At 61.5% G+C, this 1,114-nt stretch carries 1 protein-coding gene; it reads left to right on the top strand.

Annotated elements, in window-relative coordinates; translation table 11 throughout:
* Positions 1–811: integrase core domain-containing protein (locus tag QN350_RS19635; RefSeq protein WP_323517187.1), on the top strand; the 811-nt coding region annotated here is incomplete at its 5' end.
* Positions 812–1,114 lie beyond the last annotated feature (303 nt).

The raw sequence follows: 1,114 nt of genomic DNA, 5'->3' as shown, positions 1-1,114 counted from the left end.
TCATTTGGCAGGAAACCAGCCGCTAACTTGGCAGGAATCCAGCGCCGAAACGGCCTACAAAGAGTTGATCACACACACATCGAAGGGGACCATGCCGATCAGCGGGTTGCCGGGCAAGCCCACCACTCAGGGGAAGAACGAGCGCTCCCACCAGACGCTGATCCGTTACCTCGACGCCGACCGGCCAGTAACTCTCGAGCAGCTCCGTGCCCGGATCCAGCGATTCCGGGAGCACTACAACAACCGCCGACCGCATCAAGCCCTCGAACACGCCACGCCGCGGGCTGCGTGGGACCTACTCGAGCACACGCCGGCGACCGAGCCGATCCCGCTGTCGGTGCTGGAAGCGAAAGCCTCAGAGTACCGGCAGGCTCGCGCGCGACGACAGTCTGACCTTCACCGGGCGTCGTTGACGATCTCCAAGACCGGGCAGATCCTGCCCGACGACAGCGCGCGGCCTCAGACCACGGATCAGTCACTCGTGGGGGTCACTAAAGCGAACCGGCAGGTCTACTTTCAGGGCTACCACGTGTCCCTGCCGACAACGTACGCCGACCGCACGTTCTATCGGACGATCACCGACGACGCGTTCTTGCTCACCGACCCTGTCACCGCTGAGATCGTGTTCTCGTTCCCGCTGCCGATGGTCGCGCTGAACGTCCGAGGCCGATACGTCGCCTCGTACTCTATTCAGGGCGTCAGCGTGGCCCACCCGACGAAGCCTTGGGAACACAAGAACGCGGAGTATCAGAAACAGTTCGCCCAGCGCCAGACCGACCTCCCCTCAGTGCTCGGCGAGCCAGGGCGGTAGCTGTGCACGAAGCCATGAGACCCAGCGTCTACGAAGTGATGAGATCCAGTGTCCACGATGTCACGAGATCACACACCAACTCGCCGGACTAGCGCTACCAACTCGGGCTACTCGCCAGTCAACAACCGCCCACGGAGAACATTGAGATGGCAGACTCCTCATGAGGTCTTCAGCGCCGCGTGCGTTGCATTGACCTCTTGAAACTGTGGGCGTTTCCGGCCCTGTTTGAATATTGGCTTCGATGGGCACCACCTGTGGTGCGAGTGAGCCCCACTGTTCAGATGCGTGATTTGTATCGTTCAG

The organism is Cryobacterium sp. 10I5, assembly GCF_035019865.1.
In the GTDB taxonomy this organism is placed as follows: Bacteria; Actinomycetota; Actinomycetes; order Actinomycetales; family Microbacteriaceae; genus Cryobacterium; species Cryobacterium breve_A.
This window is presented reverse-complemented; position numbering and strand designations above follow the sequence as displayed.